The sequence below is a fragment of the Pseudomonas sp. LLC-1 genome, assembly GCF_002992185.1.
In the GTDB taxonomy this organism is placed as follows: domain Bacteria; phylum Pseudomonadota; class Gammaproteobacteria; order Pseudomonadales; family Pseudomonadaceae; genus Aquipseudomonas; species Aquipseudomonas monteilii.
Genome location: NZ_LUVY01000019.1, coordinates 155,954 through 171,930, shown reverse-complemented (window position 1 = coordinate 171,930; position 15,977 = coordinate 155,954). Strand labels below are relative to the sequence as shown.

General features: G+C 63.5%; 12 protein-coding genes. 4 read left to right on the top strand and 8 right to left on the bottom strand.

What is annotated here, in order from left to right:
* Positions 1-90 precede the first annotated feature (90 nt).
* From A0O30_RS21925 to A0O30_RS21915, 3 genes are all read left to right on the top strand, one after another.
* Entirely contained in the window at positions 91-831 is a 741-nt protein-coding gene (locus tag A0O30_RS21925) for a response regulator (protein ID WP_003250463.1), read from the top strand.
* A complete protein-coding gene (locus tag A0O30_RS21920; protein WP_105947985.1) occupies positions 828-2,114 on the top strand; it encodes a HAMP domain-containing sensor histidine kinase in 1,287 nt (428 codons plus the stop codon). Before A0O30_RS21925 ends, A0O30_RS21920 begins: the two co-directional genes overlap by 4 nt.
* A 134-nt stretch (positions 2,115-2,248) precedes the next feature.
* Positions 2,249-2,731 carry a DoxX family protein gene (locus A0O30_RS21915; protein ID WP_105947984.1) on the top strand — a complete coding sequence of 161 codons (483 nt, stop codon included), beginning with the start codon at positions 2,249-2,251 and terminating at the stop codon, positions 2,729-2,731.
* A 119-nt stretch (positions 2,732-2,850) separates the two neighbouring features.
* Here the strand turns inward: A0O30_RS21915 and A0O30_RS21910 are convergent, their stop codons facing one another.
* From A0O30_RS21910 to A0O30_RS21880, 7 genes are all read right to left on the bottom strand, one after another.
* The gene (locus A0O30_RS21910) at positions 2,851-3,549 is read right to left on the bottom strand and encodes a DUF2063 domain-containing protein (RefSeq protein ID WP_105947983.1); all 699 of its coding nucleotides are present in this window, start codon (positions 3,547-3,549) and stop codon (positions 2,851-2,853) included.
* A complete protein-coding gene (locus A0O30_RS21905) occupies positions 3,542-4,375 on the bottom strand; it encodes a DUF692 domain-containing protein (protein WP_105947982.1) in 834 nt (277 codons plus the stop codon). The genes A0O30_RS21910 and A0O30_RS21905 overlap by 8 nt, the downstream gene beginning before the upstream one ends.
* Before the next feature lie 74 nt (positions 4,376-4,449).
* Positions 4,450-4,941, bottom strand: coding sequence for a hypothetical protein (locus tag A0O30_RS21900; RefSeq protein ID WP_105947981.1), 492 nt, complete (start codon positions 4,939-4,941; stop codon positions 4,450-4,452).
* A 174-nt stretch (positions 4,942-5,115) separates the two neighbouring features.
* Positions 5,116-5,667, bottom strand: coding sequence for a DUF4174 domain-containing protein (locus tag A0O30_RS21895; protein WP_105947980.1), 552 nt, complete (start codon positions 5,665-5,667; stop codon positions 5,116-5,118).
* Between the two features lie 228 nt (positions 5,668-5,895).
* Positions 5,896-10,392, bottom strand: coding sequence for an NEL-type E3 ubiquitin ligase domain-containing protein (locus A0O30_RS21890; protein WP_105947979.1), 4,497 nt, complete (start codon positions 10,390-10,392; stop codon positions 5,896-5,898).
* An 80-nt stretch (positions 10,393-10,472) separates the two neighbouring features.
* On the bottom strand, positions 10,473-12,833 hold the full coding sequence (locus A0O30_RS21885; protein WP_105947978.1) for a DNA polymerase II: 2,361 nt from the start codon (positions 12,831-12,833) through the stop codon (positions 10,473-10,475).
* A gap of 34 nt (positions 12,834-12,867) precedes the next feature.
* Positions 12,868-14,058 (bottom strand): MFS transporter, encoded by a 1,191-nt coding sequence (locus A0O30_RS21880; RefSeq protein WP_105947977.1) that lies wholly within the window; start codon positions 14,056-14,058, stop codon positions 12,868-12,870.
* Positions 14,059-14,175: 117 nt separating this feature from the next.
* Here A0O30_RS21880 and A0O30_RS21875 point away from each other — a divergent pair, with 117 nt between their 5' ends.
* A complete protein-coding gene (locus A0O30_RS21875) occupies positions 14,176-15,072 on the top strand; it encodes a LysR family transcriptional regulator (RefSeq protein ID WP_105948030.1) in 897 nt (298 codons plus the stop codon).
* On the opposite strand, the gene A0O30_RS21870 is transcribed toward A0O30_RS21875, so the two are convergent.
* Positions 15,053-15,973 carry a LysR substrate-binding domain-containing protein gene (locus tag A0O30_RS21870; RefSeq protein ID WP_025754379.1) on the bottom strand — a complete coding sequence of 307 codons (921 nt, stop codon included), beginning with the start codon at positions 15,971-15,973 and terminating at the stop codon, positions 15,053-15,055. The two genes, A0O30_RS21875 and A0O30_RS21870, sit on opposite strands and share 20 nt — an antisense overlap.
* Positions 15,974-15,977: the final 4 nt, after the last annotated feature.

The following is a 15,977-nucleotide window of genomic DNA, read 5'->3' as shown; positions in this document are numbered from 1 at the left end:
CCCAGATACACTGCAATACAAAACCCGGCAGGCAAGCGCGAACGCGCTCGGTACACTGCGCCCATCCCCCTTTACACAGGAACGCTGCGCATGGAACACGTCGATCACATCCTGATCGTCGACGACGACCGCGAGATCCGCGAACTGGTCGGCAACTACCTGAAGAAGAACGGCCTGCGCACCAGCATCGTCGCCGACGGCCGGCAGATGCGCGCCTTTCTGGAAGCCAACAGCGTCGACCTGATCGTGCTCGACATCATGATGCCCGGTGACGACGGGCTGCTGCTGTGCCGCGAGTTGCGCGCCGGCAAGCACCGCAACACCCCGGTATTGATGCTCACCGCACGCAACGACGAAACCGACCGCATCATCGGCCTGGAAATGGGCGCCGACGACTACCTGACCAAACCGTTCTCCGCCCGCGAGCTGCTCGCCCGCATCAACGCCGTGCTGCGCCGCACGCGCATGCTGCCGCCCAACCTCACCATCAGTGAAAGCAGCCGCCTGCTGGGTTTCGGCCAGTGGCGCCTGGACACCACCGCGCGCCACCTGCTCGACAGCGAAGGCACCCTGGTGGCCCTTAGCGGCGCCGAGTACCGCCTGCTGCGGGTGTTCCTCGACCACCCTCAGCGGGTACTCAGCCGCGAACAGTTGCTCAACCTGACCCAAGGCCGCGAGGCCGACATCTTCGACCGCTCCATCGACCTGCTGGTCAGCCGCCTGCGCCAGCGCCTGGGCGACGACGCCCGCGAGCCCAGCTGCATCAAGACCGTGCGCAGCGAGGGCTATGTGTTCTCGTTGCCCGTGCAACTGCTCGAGTCGCCGTCATGAAGTGGCCACGCACCCTGGCATCACGCCTGGCGCTGATCTTCTTCACCGGCCTTGTGCTGGCGTACGGCCTTTCGTTCGGCTTGCAGGCCTACGAGCGCTACATCAGCAGTCGCTCGATGATGCTCACCAACCTGGAACAGGATGTGGCCACGTCGGTCGCCATCCTCGACCGCCTGCCCGCAGCCGAACGTGCCGCGTGGCTGCCACGCCTGGAGCGGCGTACCTACCGCTACCGCCTGGACCACGGCCTGACAGGCGAGGCGATGCCCAGCAGCGACCCGCCCATGGCCGCCGAGTCGATCGTGAAGGCCATTGGCAGCGACTACCGCCTGACCTTCCAGGAAATACCCGGGCCGAATGCGCACTTCCAGGCGCACCTGAGCCTGGCCGACGGTGCGCCCCTGACCATCGACGTGACCCCGTCGCCGGTCCCGGTGGCCCGCTGGTTGCCCGTGGTATTGCTGATTCAGCTGGCCGTGCTGCTGCTGTGCACCTGGCTGGCAGTGCGCCTGGCCATCGGTCCCCTCACCCGCCTAGCCCACGCCGTGGACAACCTCGACCCGGACAAACCCGGTGTGCAACTGGATGAAAGCGGCCCGCGCGAGGTGAAGTACGCCGCCGTGGCCTTCAACGCCTTGCAGGCACGCATCGCCGCCCACCTCAAGGAGCGCATGCAACTGCTGGCAGCCATTTCTCACGACCTGCAAACGCCGATCACACGCATGAAACTGCGCGTTGAAGTGATGGACGACGGGATCGAGAAAGACAAGCTGTGGAGCGACCTGGGTGAAATGGAGCACCTGGTGCGCGAAGGCGTAGCCTATGCCCGCAGCATGGACACCAGCACCGAAGCACCCTGCCGGGTCAACCTCGATGCCTTCCTTGATAGCCTGGTGTTCGACTACCAGGACAGCGGTGCCCAGGTCGAGCGCCACGGCAGCACTGGCAGCCTGCTGGAAACCCGCCCGCATGCACTGCGCCGGGTGCTGGTGAACCTGGTGGACAACGCCCTCAAGTTTGCCGGCGCCGCCGAACTGGAAGTGTGCCGCGAGGGCGGCACGACCGTAATCCGTGTGCTCGACAACGGGCCGGGGATTCCCGGCGCCGAACTGGACGAAGTACTCAAGCCGTTCTACCGGGTAGAGGGTTCACGCAATCGCAGTACGGGGGGTACCGGGCTGGGGTTGGCCATTGCCCACCAGTTGATCCAGGCCATGGGGGGCCGGCTGACCTTGAGCAACCGAGAACGTGGCGGATTGTGCGCGCAGATCGAACTGAAATGACTGGCTTTGGTGGGGGCGGGTGTCGCCTGAGGCTTCGGTACAAACCGATACACAACCCCATCACCCCCGACACACTGCGGATACCCCACCCCCACACACTCCCAGCCACATAACCTGATCCTGGGAGCCCCTTGATGAAAGTACTTACTTTGACCACCTTCGACCGCGTCGGCACCTGGAGCGCCGACCTGCCGCTGCGGCTGTTCCTGGCTTGGGAGTTTTTTGAATCCGGCCTTGAGAAGTTCAATGGCAACAACTGGTTCGCCGACCTGCAAGGCAGCTTTCCGTTCCCCTTCAACCAGCTGCCCGCCGCGCTGAACTGGCAGCTGTCGATGTGGGCCGAGCTGGTGCTGCCGTTGCTGCTGTTGCTGGGTCTGGGGACGCGGCTGGCATCGCTGGGGCTGATGGTGGTGACTGTGGTGGCAATTGCTGCGGTGCATTGGCCGGCGCACTGGTCTAGCCTGGCAGAGTTGGCACAGGGGTATGCCATTACTGACCAGGGCTTTGGCAACTTCAAGTTGCCGCTGATTTATCTGGTGGCGTTGCTGCCGCTGCTGCTCAAAGGGGCTGGGCGGTTGAGCCTGGATCATTGGCTGCGGATGCGCTTCAACAAGTGATATCGCCGGGGCTGCTTTGCAGCCCATCGCCGGCAAGCCAGCTCCCACAAAGAGCAGCTTGCACCGAGCCTGTGGGAGCTGGCTTGCCGGCGATGGGGCGCAAAGCGCCCCCAAGGCCCTCAAACTGTTCCGACAATGACACCCCGTTCGCGCAACCCCTCCAGCAATGCCAGCCCCTGCTGCACATCCCCTCCCAGCGCCTCCAGCCGCGCCCGCCCGGTACCCTGCTCCAGCGCCAGCAACCGATAAGCCATCGGGGCCAGGCGCGCAAAGCGCACCGTCAACGCAGCATCGCGATACACCAGCAGCAACGTCGGCGCCTCGGGCGCAACCGTTGGCTGATAATCCACCCCGATGCGCTCCACCGGCCACTCATAAGCCAGCACCCGCGCCACACAGGACAACAACGGCACTTCCTCCAGCAAATCGCCCGCCGGGTCATGGGCCGGGTCCTCGGCATCGCTCAAGTACAACTGCGCCTCGACCCACTCATAGTGCGCCAGCTCCAATTGCCAGGGCGCATCCAGCTCGACGCCTTGCAGGTAATCGACAAACGCTTCGGCAATCTCGGTAAACAAGGGCGTCTGGCTACGGTAGTTGGCATAGAAATCTCGCACACGGGCATGCCAACGCTGTTCACCCAACGCCTGACGCATCACCGGGAAGCTGCCCGCCAGGAGGCCCTCGATAGCGCCATAGAACAACTCGCGGTAAACCTTCAGGCGTCGCGCCTCCACGCCCGGCGGCGGTGCGGTGCGTTGCGGGTCGCGCACGTGACGGGCCAAGGTGTATTGCTGCTCGCGCAACGTCTCATTCATCACGCCGCCCTCCCGACGCCAGTTGCACGCTGCGGATACGCGCCGTCTCGGCCAACAGTTCGGCCAGCGGGGGATAGTTGAAATCCCGTTCGAGCACGGTCGGCTGCACGCCAAAGCGCACACAAGCGAGGGTGTACAGCGCCCACACATCTTCCTTGACCGGCGCCCCATGGGTGTCGACCTTCAGGTCCGGTGCTTCATCGTAATGGCCGGCTATGTGCATGCCGGTCACCCGTGCCTGGGGCAAGCCTTCAAGAAAGGCCCGGGCTTCGTAGCCGTGGTTGCAGGCATTGACGAAAACGTTGTTGACGTCCAGCAGCAAGTCGCAATCGGCTTCATCGAGTACCGCCCGGATAAAATCAAGCTCGCTCATCGCCTGATAAGGCGCGGCGTAGTAGCTGATGTTTTCCACCGCAATACGCCGGCCCAATTGCTCCTGCGCCTGGCGTATGCGCGCAGCCACATGGTGCACGGCTTCGTCTGTAAACGGTATGGGCATCAGGTCGTACAGGTGCCCGTCGTCACTGCAATAGCTCAAGTGCTCACTGTACATGCGCACCTGGTGGCGATCGAGAAAATGGCGGGTCTGGTCGAGAAAATGCAGGTCGAGTGGCTCACTGCCGCCCAGCGACAACGACAGCCCGTGGCAAGTTATGGGAAAGCGCTCGGCCAACTGGGCCAGGCCCTTGCCGTAGGCGCCGCCAACCGCTATCCAGTTTTCCGGCGCGCATTCAAGAAAGTCCACTGCACCAGCGTCCATCGCCAGCAGTTCCGGCAGCAGGCCACGGCGCAAGCCAAGCCCGGTGTTCAACGTCGCAGCACGCATAAACAGGTCTCCAACAGGCACAACGCCCCGCCTGACCAGCAGGAGGGGCGTTGCGTCACTTCAAAGGGTAAGGGTCAGGATTTGCCAGCCAGGTGGCTGAACAGCCCCTCGGGCATGGCCTTGCCATTGGCTTGATAGATCGCCTTCAGGTGGTCCGCCGCTTCTTGCTCGGAGATGAAGCCGTCATGGTTGCTGTCGATCTTGTCGAAGTCGCCGGCACGGTCCTTGGCCACCGCCAGAAACTCATCCCGCGAGACCTTGCCATCGTGGTTGCTGTCGGTCTTGGCGAACGAAGCGTCGCCGCACTTGCCTTCGCCGCACTTGCCTTCAGCCCCGGCCTTGGCGCTGGCACCACACTTGCCCTCACCGCATTTGCCTTCGCTCTGCGTGGCCTTGCCGCTGCCGCCGCATTTGCCTTCGCCACACTTGCCCTCGCCGGCCACCTTGGCCGAAGCCAGTTGGTAACCTTGTGCCAGCGGTTCCACGGCAAACGCACTGCTGGTCAATGCCATGCTGCCGATCAGGGCGGCGCCGAGCAGGCCGAGGGTGTTTTTTGCTTGAGTCATGATGCAGCTCCACTGTGGTTGGAAAGTGGAGCCATTAGGCCGTTGCGGTTTGTCGTGAATGTATCGCGCCAGGCGCGCTTTTGTATGGGAGTGGGTCTGCAGCGCGGGCAGATACAGTGGGATACACAACGCCCGGTAACGGGCCCCAAGCTACCTTGGGGCCAGGACGCGTGTTCAGTCTTCCAGCGGTTTGGGTGGGGCGGCCGGTTTGGCTGGCCTGGCCGGTTTGCTGTCCTTGGCCTTGGCTTCCGGCGCCGCGGCCACCGGTTCGGGTGCGGTCACCGCCTTTTCGCTGGCGGGCAATTCATCGACCGCCTTGAAAATCGCCTGCGGATCGATAGCTTCACCGCTTTCGTCATCCTTGAGCATGTGCCGTTCGCCGTCCTTGCCCACCAGAATCACCTTGGTGCCCTTGCTCGCGCCCAGCTTGAGCTCGCGGATCAGGGCCATGGTGGTCTGCTGTTCGAGGTTTTTGTCCTCGCGCTTGCCCATCATGTTGGCGACGCTGTAGAGCACCAGGTTGCGCTCTTTGAAGGCGGCCTGGGTGGCCGGGTCTTCCAGTGCCTTGTTCAACCCGCGCAAGGTCGGGTCGGCAGTGCTCGGGGCAATCACCACCAATGGCCTGGCCTTGCCCAGCTCCTTGGCCAAGGGTGCATCACTGTCTGCGGCAAACAAGGGGCCGGCAACAGCTAGCAAGGTAGCGAGAGTCAGTGACCGGACGAGCATGCGTATCTCCTTATTGTCTCGATATACCAATGACTACAGATCACGGAGAAAAATCCGACATGGAGCCTAAACCACTTCACTCAAGAACGGGCCGTGGAAAAGTAACTGCCGATTACCAAGCTTTCTGAAGCCAAGGCGACAGCGCGGGCAAAGCCACTGTCACCTTGACTGAGCATAGCCCAAAGCCGCTTTGCACAGCGGCAGGCAACACGTTGTCCTGAACGGTCGTCAACGCACATGAATGCCAGGGTCTTCTGGCCCCACTTCCATGGCGCGAATGGTCATGTCCAGCATCAGGCCCCTGCGTGCAGCACGTCGCGCATCGCCAATTGCATCCACCTGTTCGAGCCTGGCCTCGTCGGTAAGTGATTCATCATCAAGCACGGTATCGAGCTGGCGCCTGAACGGCAGGTCGACCTCCGCGAAGCGTTCTGAATGGGCGCGTTCAAGGTGCCGCTGCCAGAATTCCCGATCCACCAGGGAGCGGGCAACTTCCCCCTCCGTTTCTCCTTGTCGCACTGCCGCCTCAGCCTCGGCCAGGTCTGCTTCGGTTACATCCGCAATGCCATGAAAGCTCATGCTCCCGACCTCGACGGGCAAGTCGAGGCGCTCACGCAGCCCAACCCTGAAAGCCAGCCCCACTTCACTGCCCTCTGCTTCCCGCCCCCGTTCCCAGACCACCCTGGCCGCGAAGCGATCGACAGCATCTTGCCGCCACATCCGGCGCCCCAGGTTGAGCAAGGCACGCTCGGCCTGGCCTTGAGGCGACTCTTCCGCCCGCCAGACCAGTACATTCAGCTCCAGGTTGCTCAGACACCAGGTCGCGCCATCCTGGCAGCCCCACTCATCATTGGCGACCGTCAGCAAGCGCTCTCGCAGTGCAGGTGTCATGGCCATCGCCTGCAACAGCGCCATTACCCGATTACCCAGTGCTCGCGCGTTGACCCGGAAGTCCTGGGACAACAACAGCTGGGCAAGGACACGGTAAAAACGCTCTGTATTTTGCCCTGCCTCCAGTGAGTCCCAGGCGGCAAGCAGCAGGCCTCGGTGCTCTGGCAGCACTGCATCGCCCCATACCTCACGGGCACGATCAAGCCGCAGCAGTAGATGCTCTTCATCCGCAATCGGAACATCACTCCTCAACGAGGCCTGCAAGCGCAGCGTCTGGGCTTCGTCCAAAGGGTTTGCATTCAGCCGGATCCGCCGCCGGCGCCACACGGGCAGCTGGTAGAAATACTCTGGAATGTGCCTGATCCGGTTATCCCGCAAATCAACGGCAACCAGCAAGGTGCGCTCGAACAAACCCGGTGGCAATTGCGTGGTTTGCGTGTCGCGCAGGCTCAACCATCGAAGCTCCGGCAACCCGGCCAGGGTAAATCGGCGGCCCAGCGGGTTATGAGACAAGTCAAGGAAATGCAATGACGGGCAACTGGCTAGCGTGGCCGATTGTGCCAGGTTGAGCCTGATTCGATTGTTGGTCAGGCAGAGGTGCCGCAACTGCGGTATCTGCAGCAACGGTTGCGGTATTCGCGTCAGCAGGTTGCCGCCCAGATCCAGACTGCTCAGGTTAGGGAACGCCAGCAGAAAGCTGACAGGTACCTCCAGAAGGTCGAGGTGCAGCATGGACAGGCTGGTGACACCTGCAAAACGGACCTGCGCAGGCATGTTGGGCAAGCTGCCAGGCCTGAAGTTGCAGAACATCACATGCAGGTTTTCTTCTGCGGTGATCTGCAGTTCACCAATACTGATCGAGCGCTGCCAGCAATTGAACAGCGTCTGACGCAGTGCGTCTCGATCCTCCCTGAACTCACCCTGTTCCTGGGCGACCCATGTGTCCAGTGTATTGCGCAAGGCTGTGAACTCCGTACGCAAGTCTGCCAGCACCCGTTCTAGCTGACGCCCCGACCTGCGTACGTCGTCGACAAATGTCTCGATCTGGCCATCGTTCAACCAAGGGAACAGGTCTCGCAAGGTCGCCCTCAGTGCATGCCCCCTGGGTGAGACCCCCCCCACCCCGCCACCGCCCAGCGAGTAGCCCAAGCGCCCATCAGCCAAGCGCGAAGGCACCCGAATAGCGCCCGGGCGCACCGCACTGAGCAAACGCCCGACCTCGTCATGACGACCGACAGCCTCCCGCCCCACCATCACCCTCAGATTGTGCGAGAACGGCTCGCCGACACCCATCGCCTCACGCTGCACAGGGGTATAGGCTGCGGCCATGACATCGAACAATTCACCCGCCTCACCCAGCGGCGAGCCGCGCTCATCCAACAGTTGAAACATGCCATTACGGTGCACAAGGTCAAACGCTTGCGGCCCCCGCTCGGTACGCGCCAGCACCGGCCCCCCCAGGTAACCTTCGTACAACCGCCAGCGCACGCCTTGCTCAGCACCAGACAGGTGCTGCAACATGCCCAGGGCCACCCGCGCCAGGTCGGCACTCTGCGGCGTATCCAGGTACAAGGCTTCCAATACCCGAGTTCGGCGAATGTCCAGAAGCTGGCTACGGGCCGCTTCCGCCAGCCTCAGCGCCACCCTGCCACTGGCCAGCAGGCGCCTGCGGTCTTCTCCACTGGCCGCCTGTACCAAGGCTTGGGCGGTACGCGCATGCAGCCCGGGAAATACCCGGCGTAGCGCGGCACTGCCAGGGTTGTCGCTGGGCTGCAGGGCTTCGTACAAGTGTTGCAACAGTACCCGACGCTGCGTCCATGCCAATTCTGCCAACGCCTGATCAGGCAAGCCATGTGCACCCGGCAGACGTTTGGCATGGTCGAGCACCGTGACATCCTCTACTGCCTCGCCACTGCGCAAGCGCCCGATCATGCCGCGGATGCGTTGATCAAGCTTCACCCGCTGCACACTGTCGAGCAGGCTCGGGCTTGGCGCCTGGGCGTGCACATGCAAACCGCGCACATCGTCGCCGCCCAGTCCATGGAACAACAGTACCTGGTCGATCTGCTCGTCATCGAGGGTATTGAAAGGCTCACCCAAACGTCGGAACATGCGGTACGTACCACGCCACTGCGCCGGCTGTTCGCTCCACAGTCGCCAGGCGCCGGCACCATTGTGGGTCAGCATCGGCCCATGGCCTTCAATCGGGCACAGTTGCCATTGGCCGTCGCCGGCCGGCTCCGTCACGCGATAATGATGCCCATCCATTTCAACCCAGGCCTGCCCCTCCAAGCGCCGGATACCCAGGGCATCCTGGGTTGCGCCGCCTGCTGGCAGCAGGCTTCGATAAGGCGCAAGGTCTGGCTGCCAAAGCCTGGTAGAACCGTCCTCCAGCCGAGCCGGCACCATGGCATCGACCCGCGTGGAACGCACCCAAAGCCGTCGGGCCACGCCAACCCCCGCCACCGTGGCTGCGAGCATGGCAACGTCGGTGGCCACGTGGGTCAAATGGTCGAGCGCTTCTTGGCGGTCCCCTTCATGCCAGGCCTCGATACCCTGGTAAACCTCACCCAGCAGCTCCCACGCTGTCACGGCAAGCAGGGCCAGGCCAAGGCCCGGCACAAAGAAACTGGCCAGGTTGAGCAACGCCCATCCTTCGGCGGCCAGGCGCTGGTCATGCTGGCGCTGCACCTCACGGTCCAGCCTGGCCACGGGCACCGCGATCATCGCCGCATCCTCCTTGATCTGGCGAATACGTGCCTGTGCCAAACCATTGAACAACGGTTGCGAATAACCCTGCAAATGCGGTTCGAGATCGCGGAACGCCCAGTCCGCCAGGTCATCGAACAGCGCCGAAACCTGGGCAAAGAAAGCCTGGCTGTCACGTCGCAGCACGAAGCGACTGAAAAAACGCTGGTAGGCTTTGTCTCGCAGGCGACGCCCCAACTCGCGGTTCAGCTTGTCGACGCTCTCGAATGCGCGCCAAGGCGACACAGGGTCGCCTGGCACGTAGAGCAACACACGGCGCGTGGTGTTGAAAAGGACACCCTGGTCAATCACCTCGAACACGATCACCTGTTCAATCCGGCAACCCAGCAACTTCAGTTGCCTGGCCTCCACAAGGTCACCCGCCAGGCGCAGCAGCTTGCCATCCTCGCACATGGCCACCACCAACTTGAGCTCGCTGTCATCCAGCGTCCCTTCCTGCCTGGCTTTGTAGGCGTCTACCAGCATGGCGTGGCGACTGGCATCTACAAGGCAGGACTCCACGCGCCCTGCATCACCTGCGGGCTTTAGAATGGAATCCAGATGACGTTGATAACCCTCACCCAAATCCAGCTCACGGCAAAGCGCAGCAAGCTCGATGCACGTGGGCGGTGCAATCCTGCCCTGGCGCGGAACCAGCAGCCGATTACCGCGCGGCTGGCCACCGGCCTGGGCCTGCTCGGCAGTGAAGTTGCGCAGTGCCACCTCAAGCAGCGGCTTTTCTTCATAGACCAGCTCGGTGAGGTGCGCGCCTACCGGCTGGCTGTTGGTCACAGGCTCGCGACGGCCCTCCAGAAACGTGAGCGTGCGTGCGTTGCCGCCAAGCCCGTAACGCGCGTCAAGGGCCTTTTCCAGGCCCGCCGCAACAAAGCTGTCGATACCTTCGATACCCCGCAGCAGCGCATTGACTTGCTCACGGCTGCGAAGGCTGTTCGCCAATGCCTTGCTGACCTCTGGCAGTTGCCCTGGGGGTGTCTGACGCAACCAGAGCGGCAGGCGCTTGCTGATGATGCTGTCCTGGAACGCATCGATGGCTGCCTGTGCGCTTGATGGCGGAGTAGTGTCCATTGCTCAATGGCCTCTTCATGAAAAGAGGCCAGACTAGGGAGCAGGCTCGGCACCGGGTACTAGATAGCTAACGCCTGCGCTCAGAACAGCTGTAACTGGCGGCCAGTCAGCGTGGAGAAATCATCGCCAACGAACGGCAGGATGGCATCGGCAACCGGCTGCAACTGCCGGCTGAGGTAGTGCTCGTAATCGATCGGCGATTGAAGGTTTTCCATCGGCTCAGGGCCGGCGGTAGTGATGACGTAACTGATCCAGCCGCCGCGCTGGTACTGGCGAGGGCGACCGAGCCGGCTGTTGTATTCATCGGCCTGGCGCGCAGCCCGTACATGGGGTGGCACATTGCGCTGGTAATCGGCCAGCGGCCGGCGCAGGCGCTTGCGGTACACCAGCAGGTTGTCGAGTTCGCCCGCCAGGGTCTGCTGCACGTAGTCGCGCACGTAATCGCGATACGGCTGGCCGCGAAAGATCCGCCCGTACAGTTCCTGCTGAAACTGCTGCGCCAGTGGCGACCAATCGGTGCGCACCGACTCCAGGCCCTTGTAAACCACATCCTCGCTGCCATCCAGGCGTTGTACCAGCCCGGCATAACGCTTCTTGCTACCCTCGTCGGTCCCACGGATGGTCGGCATCAGAAAACGCCGGTAATGCACTTCGAACTGCAGCTCCAATGCGCTTTCCAGGTTCATCTGCTGGCGCAGGTGCTCGCGCCACCACTGATTGACGTGGGCGACCAGTTCTCGGCCGATCTGCGCCGCAGCCGCTTCACCATGGGCGCCCTTGAGCCAGACGAAGGTGGAGTCGGTATCGCCATAGATGACCTCATAGCCCTTGGCCTCGATCAACGCCCGGGTCTGGCGCATGATCTGGTGACCGCGCATGGTGATCGACGAGGCCAGGCGCGGGTCGAAGAAACGGCAACCGCTAGAGCCCAGCACGCCGTAAAAGGCATTCATGATGATCTTCAGCGCCTGCGACAGCGGTGCGTTGCCCTCACGCTTGGCCGCCTCCCGCCCTTGCCAGACGCGCTCGACGATAGCCGGCAAGCAATGCTGGCTGCGTGAGAAACGCCCACCCCGGAAGCCTTCTACCGAGTGCTCATCGTCGGGCAAGCGCAGGCCCTCGACCAGCCCTACCGGGTCGATCAGGAAGGTCCGGATGATCGACGGGTAGAGGCTCTTGTAGTCCAGCACCAGCACCGAGTCGTAAAGGCCTGGGCGCGAATCCATCACGAAACCACCGGGGCTGGCTTCGTCAGGGCGGCTGCCCAGGCTGGGGGCGACGAAGCCCAGGCGGTGCATCTGCGGGATATACAGGTGGCAGAAGGCGGCCACCGAACCCCCACTGCGGTCTACCGCCAACCCGGTGACAGAAGCGCGCTCCAGCAGGAACTCGAGCAGGCGGGTATGGGCGAAGATGCGCGTGACCAGCTCGCAATCCTTGAGGTTGTAGCGTGCCAGGGCGGGTTTGTCCTCGGCGAAGCGCCGGTTGATTTCGTCCATGCGCTGGTAGGGGGTGTCGATGGCCTTGCCTTCACCGAGCAAGGTTTGCGCGACATTCTCCAGGCTGAACGACGCAAAGCTCCAGGTTGCCGAGCGCAGCGCTTCGATGCCGTCGATCAACAGCCGCCCCGGCGCGTCGGCGAAGACATGGCCGCCACTGGCGTGGCTGCGCAAGGTCATGGGGGCGCCGTTGCGGCCCAGTGCCAGCGGCACCTGCAGCAGCTTGGCGTGCTCATGCAACAGGCGCAGGTCGAACTGGATCAGGTTCCAGCCGATGATTGCATCCGGGTCGTGCTCCGCCATCCACTGGTTGAGGCACACGAGCAACCCGGCACGGTCATCGCAATAGTGCAGGTCGAAGTCGAGGCCCTCGGGGTCGCCGTTGGCCGGGCCGAGCATGTACACCTGACGCTGGCCGCAGCCTTCCAGGGCAATGCTGTACAGCTCGCCACGTTCACTGGTTTCGATATCCAGCGACACCAGACGCAGCGGTGGACGATAGCCCGGCAGGGGCTTGAGCTGGGCATCGCAGATCACGCCCTGGTCATCGGGTTGCCCGGTGAACTGCACCGGCGCGGTGACGAAGCGCTCCATCAGGTAGCGCTCAGGCGGGCGGATATCCGCTTCGAACACCTCGATGCCTGCCGTGCGCAGGCGTTGCTCCAGCTGCATCAGTTGCCGGTGCTGCCGGCAATAAAGGCCCATGACCGGGCGCTGGTCGAAATCCTTTAGCTGCAAGGGCCGCAGTTCGACGCCCGGTTGGTTCGCCAGCAACACCTGCGCGTGCGCCGCTTGCGCGTGCGGGATGAACGCCACTGAAACCTGGGGTGCCAGACGTAGCAGCCGTGGCCCCTGATCGGTGGCGAGCCAGAGTTCCACGCAGGTGCCTTCTGGCGTGTCATGCCAATGCCGGGTCAGGACAAAGCCCTGCTGCAACTCCACTGCGTCAACCTCTGCCTAAAAGGATGATTCTACGCTAGCGTGCCCCCGCCACGAAGCCGCTTCTGCGCGCGGCCCACGCCAACAACCAGGCCACCGCTATCAGCGCGAGCACCACACCACCGAACCCCTCCACCCCTGCCCCGGCCAGTAACAACCCGCCAATGATGCCGCCCAGGGCAATGGCGCTGTTCCACACCGTCACCAGCATCGATTGCGCCACGTCGCCCCCTTCGCCCGCCGCGTCTGCACAGGCTGTCTGCAGCAAGGTCGGCGCGCCGCCGTAGGTCACCCCCCACAAGGCGATGCTCAGGTACATCAGCCAGGACGACGCTTGCCCCAAGGCCAGCGTAGCCAGGGCAAAACCCGCCAGGCTCAAGAGCACCAGCGTGCGCAGGTGCCGGTCGACCAGCAGCCCCACCAAACCAATCCCGGCCAGGGCCGACAGGCCGAACACCATCAGCACAGGGCCAATGTCCGCGGCCATGCCGGCTGCCGCCAGCAGTGGCACGATATAGGTGTAGAGAATGTTGTGGCCAAGGATCCAGCTGAGGATCACCAGCAGCACAAGTAACACCCCCGGCGTGCGCAGCACCTGCATGGCGGCCGGGCGCTTGCCGGCGACCTGCCCTGGGTAGTCCGGCACAGAACGCACCACCCACACCACCAGCAGCAACGCCACCAGGGTGACCACCATGAACGTTGCACGCCAGCCCAACCCCGCCCCCAGCCAGGTTGCGATCGGCAAGCCGAGCGACAGGGCAATCGGCTGGCCGAGCATGGCCAGTGCCATGGCCCGCCCCTGCTGCGCCACCGGTACCATGCGCCGGGCGTGGCCGGCTATCAGCCCCCAGGCCAGCCCGGCGGCCGCGCCGGTGAAAAAGCGCAGTATCAGGGTCAGGCTGTTGGAGTCCGACAAGGCCGTCAGCCCGTTGAACAGTACGAAGCCCACGATCGCCAGCAACAGCGCCCGGCGCCGATACCAGCCTTGGGTCAGGGTTACCAGCGGGATCGCGGTGAGTAATGAGCCCAGGGCATACGCCGTGACCCATTGCCCGGCCATGGCCTGGCTGATGTGCATGCCGTCGGCGATCTGGTCGAGCAAACCGGCTGGCAGGGTTTCGCTGAGGATGGCGATGAAGCCGGTCATGGCCAACGCCAACAACCCGCTGAGCGGCAGGCGTTCGCTGCTGGCGGACAGCAACGGTGCGGAGGATGTCTGGGACATTGCAGAAGCCTTGAGTAGGAAACGAGGCGAACAGTCTGCAAGGCGAGGCCATTACGGAAAAAGACGGTTACAATGCCGTTCACCCCGGACATCCACGTCCGCAATCAGGAACGCAGCATGGATAGCCTCAGCGGCTTCGTGGTCTTCAATCGGGTGGCCGAAACCCGCAGCTTCGTCGCCGCTGGCCAGTCCTTGGGGATCAGTGCCTCGGCTGTGGGCAAGCGCGTAGCGCGCCTGGAAAGCCGCCTGGGCGTACGCCTGTTCCACCGCAGCACCCGCAGCATCACCCTCACCGCCGAGGGCACGCTGTTCCTTGAGCGCAGCCGGCGCATCCTCGCCGAAATCGAGGCCACCGAGCAGGAACTGTCACAAGCCAGCGAAACCCCACGCGGGCGCCTGCGGGTGAGCATGCCGCAGGTCACGGGGCTGGTAATGCCGGCGCTGGCCGAGTTCATGGCGCTGTACCCGCAAGTGGAGCTGGACCTGGACTTTTCCGACCGCATGGTGGATATCATCGGCGAAGGTTTCGATGTGGTGATGCGCGGTGGGCAGCCGGTGGATTCACGGCTCAATGCCAAGTTCCTGGGGTATTTCCAGCACCGCCTGGTGGCTTCACCCGGCTACCTGCGCGAACGCGGCACGCCCGTGCACCCGCGCGACCTGGCGGCGCACACCTGCCTGCATTACCGCTTCCCCAGCAACGGCAAGCTGGAGACCTGGCCGCTGCGCCAGGAGCACCCCGAACACGCCTATGACATCCCCATCTCGATGGTGTGCAACCACGTCGAGACACGCGTCTGCTTTGCCGTGAACCACCGCGGCATCACTTGCCTGCCGGACTTCACCGTGGGCCGTGAGCTGGGCAATGGCTCACTGGTGAGCGTGCTCGACGACTTCATGGAGCGACGCGGCAGCTTCTACCTGCTGTGGCCGTCCGGGCGGCAGATGCCGCCGAAATTGCGGGTGTTCATCGACTTCATGCTTGAGCGGGTGTTCAACCGTACAGGTAGTTGATGTCCTTGTAGGCCAGCGGTGGCACCTGGCCAAGCAGAAAGTCACGCAGCTTGTGCATTTGCCGCGCCTTGGGGCTGGCCTTGAGCCAGGTCATGTAGTAGCCGTCGCCGGTGGCCACGGCGTGCTTGAACGGTGTGACCAGGCGCCCGGCCGCCAGGTCGGCGCTGGCCAGTACCAGGTCGACCACCGAAATACCCAGGCCTTGCTGGGCGGCCGAAATACCCTGGTCGAGGGTATCGAACACTTGCCCCTGATCGATGCTGATATCCAGCGCGTCCATGCGCGCCAGCCAGCGCCGCCAGTCACGGCGGTCCGGGGACGGGTGCAGGAATTCGCACTGGGTCAGGTCGGCCAGGGCCGGTTGCGCTTGCGCCATGTAGTCCGGGTGGCACACCGGGATCAGCCATTCATCGAACAGCTTGAAGCTCTCGATATCGGCGGGAAAACGCCCGTTGGCCAGCAGGATGGCGCAGTCGTAGGGCTCGGAATAGAAGTCCACGCTGTCGATGTCCATCCACACGCTGGACAACTGCACGCTGCAGTTGTCCTCGTGCTTCTTGAAGGCATCCAGTGCCCGCAGCAGCCAGCGCACAGTGAGCGTGGACGGGGCCTTCAGGCGCAGGCCATAGCGGTCCTGGCGCAACAATGCGCAGGCATTTTCGATGATCTTGAAGCCCACTTTCAGCTCTTGCGCCAGCAGGCGGCCGTGCTCGGTCAGGCTGAGCTTGGGGCCACGGCGTTCGAACAGGTCGCAGCCGAACATGGCCTCCAGGGTCTTGATGTGATGGCTGACCGCGCCCTGGGTCAAGGCAAGCTCTTCCGCAGCGCGGGTAAAGGAGCCATAGCGAGAGGCCACCTCGAAGGCACGCAGGGCGTGCAAGGCCTGAATCCGTTCCGACATGGCG

Coding starts and splice junctions, on each gene's coding strand:
- A0O30_RS21905 (WP_105947982.1), bottom strand. CDS start 4,375: ATGCGTGCTGCGACGTTGAACACCGGGCTTGGCTTGCGCCGTGGCCTG.
- A0O30_RS21900 (WP_105947981.1), bottom strand. CDS start 4,941: ATGACTCAAGCAAAAAACACCCTCGGCCTGCTCGGCGCCGCCCTGATC.
- A0O30_RS21920 (WP_105947985.1), top strand. CDS start 828: ATGAAGTGGCCACGCACCCTGGCATCACGCCTGGCGCTGATCTTCTTC.
- A0O30_RS21875 (WP_105948030.1), top strand. CDS start 14,176: ATGGATAGCCTCAGCGGCTTCGTGGTCTTCAATCGGGTGGCCGAAACC.
- A0O30_RS21925 (WP_003250463.1), top strand. CDS start 91: ATGGAACACGTCGATCACATCCTGATCGTCGACGACGACCGCGAGATC.
- A0O30_RS21870 (WP_025754379.1), bottom strand. CDS start 15,973: ATGTCGGAACGGATTCAGGCCTTGCACGCCCTGCGTGCCTTCGAGGTG.
- A0O30_RS21890 (WP_105947979.1), bottom strand. CDS start 10,392: ATGGACACTACTCCGCCATCAAGCGCACAGGCAGCCATCGATGCGTTC.
- A0O30_RS21910 (WP_105947983.1), bottom strand. CDS start 3,549: ATGAATGAGACGTTGCGCGAGCAGCAATACACCTTGGCCCGTCACGTG.
- A0O30_RS21880 (WP_105947977.1), bottom strand. CDS start 14,058: ATGTCCCAGACATCCTCCGCACCGTTGCTGTCCGCCAGCAGCGAACGC.
- A0O30_RS21915 (WP_105947984.1), top strand. CDS start 2,249: ATGAAAGTACTTACTTTGACCACCTTCGACCGCGTCGGCACCTGGAGC.
- A0O30_RS21895 (WP_105947980.1), bottom strand. CDS start 5,667: ATGCTCGTCCGGTCACTGACTCTCGCTACCTTGCTAGCTGTTGCCGGC.